Raw genomic sequence first — 5,350 nt, 5'->3', positions numbered from 1 at the left:
TATAGCGTTTCCAGGCGAAGTGGAAACCGGTTCGCCGTTCGGAAACGCGTGAAAACAATGCGTTAGAGCCGATCTGCGATTCCGTGAAACGCAGATCGGCGCTAGCCGTTCCGCTCGCGGGCCGCCAGCGTGCGCAGGCGCAGCGCGTTGAGGCGGATGAAGCCGGCCGCGTCCTTCTGGTCGTAGGCGCCGTGGTCGTCCTCGAAGGTGACCAGCGCGTCGGAATAGAGCGACGTGTCCGACTTGCGGCCGGTGACGATGACGTTGCCCTTGTACAGGGTCAGCCGCACCTCGCCCTCGACGCTGCGCTGCGAGTGGTCGATCGCCGCCTGCAGCATCTCGCGCTCGGGCGAGAACCAGAAGCCGTTGTAGATCAGCTCGGCGTAGCGCGGCATCAGCTCGTCCTTGAGATGCGCGGCGCCGCGGTCGAGCGTCAGCGATTCGATCGCCCGGTGGGCGGCCAGCAGGATGGTGCCGCCCGGCGTCTCGTAGACGCCGCGCGACTTCATGCCGACGAAGCGGTTCTCCACCAGGTCGAGGCGGCCGATGCCGTTGTCGCGGCCGAGATCGTTGAGCGCGGCGAGCAGGCTGGCCGGCGACATCGGCTTGCCGTCGAGCGCCACGGCATCGCCGCGCTCGAAGGCGATCGTGATCTCGGTCGGCCGGTCCGGCGCGTCGAACGGCGAGACGCTGCGCTGGTGCACGTATTCCGGCGGCGCGATCCACGGATCCTCGAGCACCTTGCCCTCGGAGGAGGAGTGCAGCAGGTTGGCGTCGACCGAGAACGGCGCCTCGCCCTGCTTGTCCTTGGGCACCGGGATCTGGTGGTCGCGGGCGAAGTTGATGAGGTCGGTGCGCGACTTGAAGGTCCAGTCGCGCCACGGCGCGATCACCTTGATGTCGGGGTTGAGCGCATAGGCCGACAGCTCGAAGCGCACCTGGTCGTTGCCCTTGCCGGTGGCGCCGTGGGCGACCGCGTCGGCGCCGGTCTCCGCGGCGATCTCGACCAGCCGCTTGGAGATCAGCGGCCGGGCGATCGAGGTGCCGAGCAGGTAGACCCCCTCGTAGAGCGCGTTGGCGCGGAACATCGGGAACACGAAGTCGCGCACGAACTCCTCGCGCAGGTCCTCGATGTAGATCTCCTTGATGCCGAGCATCTCGGCCTTCTTGCGCGCCGGCTCGAGCTCGTCGCCCTGGCCGAGATCGGCCGTGAAGGTGACGACCTCGGCGCCGAGCTCCGTCTGCAGCCATTTCAGGATGATCGAGGTGTCCAGCCCGCCGGAATAGGCGAGCACGACCTTGTTGACGTCGGGCATGGTTCCCCCTTGGCGACTGCGACGGCGGCGAGACCGGCGGCTTATAGGATGGCGGGACGGCGGGTGGCAAGCGGCGTCGCCGCCGCCGCCGCTTGCCGCATGCGGCGGTTGCAATACACTATGCGCTGATTCTGACAAGGCCCGCGCGACGGGCGGGCGAAGGGAGGGCAGGCGTGCCAGGCATCCGGGCTGCGAGCCTTGTCGTCTTGTTGTCGGCCGCCATCGTCGCGCCGCAGGCCGCCCTTCCGGCCGAGCGCTGGGCGGCGAGCGAGGCGGAGGCCGTCGCCGTGCTGCCGCAGGCCGAGGCCGGCCGCGAGGGGCTGACCGCACGGCTTTCCTGCGCGGCGCAGGACTGGACGCTGGCGCTGTCGGTGGCGCCCGGCGCGCCGGCGCTGCCGGCGGCCGGCCAGGCAACGCTCGCGATCGACGGCAACCGGCAGCCGGCACGGTCCGCGGCGGCCGGAGGCGGCCTCGACATCGCCGTGCCGCACGCCGCGCTGGAGCCGCTCAAGGCGGGGCTGCGCCTGGCCGTCGAGCTGGCGCCGGAGAGCGAGCCGCTGGCGGTCTTCTCGCTGCGCGGCTCGCGGCGCGCGATCACCGCCGTCGAGGAGCGCTGCACGCCGCGCGTCCTGCCGGGCTACAACCGTCTCGTCTTCACGCCCTACTCCTCCTATCTCAACCTCGCGCGCACGCTGCGCGCCGAGGACATGCGCGCCTTCCGCGCCGCCACCAACGGCCAGCCGCGCATCGCGGCGGCCATGCATCACGCCGGCGCCGAGCGGCTGCTGTTCGTCGAGCTGTGCGGCTCGTCCTGGTACTATGGCGAGACCGGCTGCAGCATCGCCGCCTTTCATGCGACCGACGCGCAGGCCGGGGATCCGGCCGCCTGGCGCGTGGTGCTGGAGAGCGAGGGCGGCGCGCTCTACCTCGACCCGGCGCCCTCGGGCAGCGGGCTTCCCGACATCGTGATGATGGCCGAGCGCGGCCCGCCCGAGACGCAGCGCTGGCACTGGTCCGGCGCGGCCTACGCGCCCGACGAGGACCACGACGAGATGGCGGCGGACTGAGCCGCGGCGGCGCGCTCGTCGCGGCCGGGCACGGCGTGCTATAGCTGCGGCCCGCAACCACCGACGAGCGCCGCATGGACTTCCTTCCCGGTACCGCCACCATCCTGCAGTTCGCCGCCGCCACGCTGGTCATCAGCATCACGCCGGGCCCCGACATGACGCTGTTCGTCGGCCGCGCCCTGTCGCAGGGCCGCGCGGCGGGCTTTGCCTGCATGCTCGGCGCGATGACCGGCATCCTGGTGCACACCAGCATGGTGGCGCTCGGCCTGTCGGCGCTGATCGTCGCCTCGCCGCAGGCCTTCCTGGCGCTCAAGGTGTTCGGCGCGGGCTATCTGGTGTGGCTCGCCGTGCAGGCGATCCGCCACGGCTCCGCCTTCACGCCGGAGCGCGCCGGCGACGGCGGCCGCTCGCTGGTGCGCAACTGGGCGACGGGGCTCGGCATCAACCTGCTCAACCCGAAGATCATCCTGTTCTTCATGACGTTCCTGCCGCAGTTCGTATCGGCGAGCGATCCCGGCGCGCCGGCGACGCTGTTCTTCCTCGGGCTGCTGTTCATCGCGCTGGCGCTGCCGATCACCTCGAGCATGGTGCTGGCGGCCGACGGTTTCTCGCGGCTCTTGCGCCGCGCGCCGCGCGTCATGCGCGCGGTCGACTATTTGTTCGCCGGCGTGTTCTCCGCCTTCGCGATCCGGATCCTGACAGCGCGGAGCTGAGACGGCCGCGCGCCGGGCGCTTGCGCTGCGCCGGCAAGGCGCCCTACCGCCGGCCGCGCGGAAAGAGCTGCGTCCACAGATCGAAGCCGGCCAGCAGCAGGCCGACAAGGCAGGCGACGAACAGGTCGGGGATCATCACCTTGAAGGCGATGATGCCGAGGAACGTGGCGAACAGCGCGTAGGCGAGAAGCCCGAAAAGCCGGTTCTGCAGCATCGTCTCCTCCTCAGCGACCGTAGAACAGCTTGGGCAGCGCGCTGACGATCTCGGGAAAGATGTAGAGCGTCGCCATGGTGATGAACACCATGAAGACATAGGGCAGCGAGCCGGCGAAGATCTGCGTCAGCCGCACATGCGGCGGCGCGATGCCCTTGAGATAGTAGGCCGACATGGCCATCGGCGGTGTCAGGAACGAGGTCTGCAGGTTGAGCGCGATCAGGATGCCGAAGAACAGCGGGTCGATGTCGAAGATCGCCAGCAGCGGCAGGAAGATCGGCACGAAGATGATGATGATCTCCGACCATTCGAGCGGCCAGCCGAGCAGGAAGATGATGAGCTGCGCCAGCAGCAGGAACTGCAGCGGCGTCAGGTCGAGCCCGACGACGAACTCGCGCACCACCTCCTCGCCGCCGAGATAGGAGAACACCGAGGCGAAGGTCCACGAGCCGACGAACAGCCAGCACACCATCGCCGTGGTGCGCACCGTCAGATAGACGGATTCGCGCAGCCGCTGCCAGGTGAGTGCGCGGTAGGCGGCGGCCAGAAGCAGGCCGCCGAGGGCGCCGATCGCCGCCGCCTCGGACGGCGTGGCGAGCCCGAACAGGATGGCGCCGAGCACCGACAGGATGAGGATGGCGAGCGGGAAGAAGGAGGTGAGCAGCAGCAGCATCAGCCGGCCGACCGGGATCGGGTCGTCGCTCTTCGGCGGCCGCGGCGCGAGCTGCGGCTGCAGCGTCGCGCGGCCGACGATGTAGATCAGGTACATGCCGGCGAGCAGGAAGCCGGGCAGCAGCGCGCCGGCATAGAGCCGCACGATCGACACGCCGGAGGCGGCGGCATAGACGATCAGCATGATCGACGGCGGGATCAGGATGCCGAGCGTGCCGCCGGCGCAGATCACGCCCGAGGCGAAGCGCTCGTCGTAGCGCGCCTTGAGCATGGCGGGAAAGGCGAGCAGGCCCATCAGCGTGACGACCGCGCCGACGATGCCGGTCGCCGTGGCGAACAGCGCGCAGGTGATCAGCGCGGCGATCGCCATCGAGCCGGGCAGCCGCCGTGTGGCGATGCTCAGCGTCTCGAACAGGCGGTCGACGATGTTGGCGCGTTCGACGATGTAGCCCATGAACAGGAACAGCGGGATCGCCGTCAGCACGTCGTTCGCCATCACCGAGTAGGTCTGGTTGACGAACAGGTCGAAGATGCGGTTGTCGAACAGCGTCCGCATCCGCTCCGCGTCGTAGTAAGCGTAGTAGCCGAAGCCGATGGCCATCGCCATGAGGGTGAAGGCGATCGGGAAGCCGAGCATGATCACGAAGATGAACAGGCCCAGCATGAGAATGGCGACGTGCGGATCGCTCATTGCCGGCGATCCCGCGGCTCGACCACGTCGATCGCCTCTGAGCCGTGCCGCAGCGCGTCGGCGCCCTCCTTCTGCAGCACCGATTCGAGCTCCTCGACGTCGTCGCCGCGCGGCGGCCAGGTGCCGGTGCGGATGGTGATGATGCAGCGGAAGACCTGGGCGACGCCCTGGATGACGAGCAGCATGCCGGCGGCGACGATGACGCTCTTGAACTGGAAGATGGGAATGTTGGCAGGGCTCATGCTCGACACCTCGAGGTAGCGCCACGAGCGACTGGCGTATTTCCAGCCGGCGAACACCAGCGCCAGGACGCCGGGGAAGAAGAACAGGACGTAGAGGACGAGCTCGACCTTGGCCTGGGTCGCCGGCTTCCAAAGCCGGTAGACGAAGTCGCCGCGCACATGGCCGTCGCGCGACAGCGTGTAGGCGCCGGCCATCATGAACATGGTGCCGTACATCATGTAGGCGAGGTCGAAGGCCCAGGCCGTCGGCGCGTTGAGCAGGTAGCGCATGAAGACCTCGTAGCCGACGCCGAAGGCCATCACGATCACGCTCCAGGCGAACACCTTGCCGAACCAGGCCGACAGGTTGTCGGCGAACCGGATGTAGCTTTCCATCGTCGCTCCGTTCGCTCCGCCGCATCCCGGCGGCAGGGAAGTGCGGCGGGGCCGTCGGGC

At 69.1% G+C, this 5,350-nt stretch carries 6 protein-coding genes; 2 read left to right on the top strand and 4 right to left on the bottom strand.

Annotated elements, in window-relative coordinates; all coding sequences use genetic code 11:
- Positions 1-101: 101 nt before the first annotated feature.
- Entirely contained in the window at positions 102-1,316 is a 1,215-nt protein-coding gene (locus N1F89_RS20300; protein ID WP_290086293.1) for an argininosuccinate synthase, read from the bottom strand.
- 173 nt (positions 1,317-1,489) lie between these two features.
- Here N1F89_RS20300 and N1F89_RS20295 point away from each other — a divergent pair, with 173 nt between their 5' ends.
- Both N1F89_RS20295 and N1F89_RS20290 read left to right on the top strand, forming a co-directional pair.
- Positions 1,490-2,383: a hypothetical protein gene (locus tag N1F89_RS20295; protein ID WP_290086292.1), complete on the top strand. Its 894-nt coding sequence runs from the start codon at positions 1,490-1,492 to the stop codon at positions 2,381-2,383.
- A gap of 74 nt (positions 2,384-2,457) precedes the next feature.
- Positions 2,458-3,096 (top strand): LysE family translocator, encoded by a 639-nt coding sequence (locus N1F89_RS20290; RefSeq protein WP_290086291.1) that lies wholly within the window; start codon positions 2,458-2,460, stop codon positions 3,094-3,096.
- A 43-nt stretch (positions 3,097-3,139) separates the two neighbouring features.
- Here N1F89_RS20290 and N1F89_RS20285 read toward each other — a convergent pair whose 3' ends face one another.
- Genes N1F89_RS20285 through N1F89_RS20275 form a run of 3 tightly spaced genes read right to left on the bottom strand, consistent with a single transcriptional unit; the run spans position 3,140 to position 5,290 of the window.
- On the bottom strand, positions 3,140-3,310 hold the full coding sequence (locus N1F89_RS20285) for a hypothetical protein (RefSeq protein ID WP_290086290.1): 171 nt from the start codon (positions 3,308-3,310) through the stop codon (positions 3,140-3,142).
- A 10-nt stretch (positions 3,311-3,320) separates the two neighbouring features.
- A complete protein-coding gene (locus N1F89_RS20280; protein ID WP_290086289.1) occupies positions 3,321-4,673 on the bottom strand; it encodes a TRAP transporter large permease subunit in 1,353 nt (450 codons plus the stop codon).
- Positions 4,670-5,290, bottom strand: coding sequence for a TRAP transporter small permease subunit (locus N1F89_RS20275; RefSeq protein WP_290086288.1), 621 nt, complete (start codon positions 5,288-5,290; stop codon positions 4,670-4,672). The genes N1F89_RS20280 and N1F89_RS20275 overlap by 4 nt, the downstream gene beginning before the upstream one ends.
- Positions 5,291-5,350: the final 60 nt, after the last annotated feature.

Source organism: Aquibium sp. A9E412 (genome assembly GCF_030398335.1).
Classification (GTDB): Bacteria; Pseudomonadota; Alphaproteobacteria; order Rhizobiales; family Rhizobiaceae; genus A9E412.
This window is presented reverse-complemented; position numbering and strand designations above follow the sequence as displayed.

Bases quoted from the DNA above. Each gene is read 5' to 3' on its own strand.
- N1F89_RS20300 (WP_290086293.1), bottom strand. From the start codon at position 1,316: ATGCCCGACGTCAACAAGGTCGTGCTCGCCTATTCCGGCGGGCTGGAC.
- N1F89_RS20290 (WP_290086291.1), top strand. From the start codon at position 2,458: ATGGACTTCCTTCCCGGTACCGCCACCATCCTGCAGTTCGCCGCCGCC.
- N1F89_RS20285 (WP_290086290.1), bottom strand. From the start codon at position 3,310: ATGCTGCAGAACCGGCTTTTCGGGCTTCTCGCCTACGCGCTGTTCGCC.
- N1F89_RS20280 (WP_290086289.1), bottom strand. From the start codon at position 4,673: ATGAGCGATCCGCACGTCGCCATTCTCATGCTGGGCCTGTTCATCTTC.
- N1F89_RS20275 (WP_290086288.1), bottom strand. From the start codon at position 5,290: ATGGAAAGCTACATCCGGTTCGCCGACAACCTGTCGGCCTGGTTCGGC.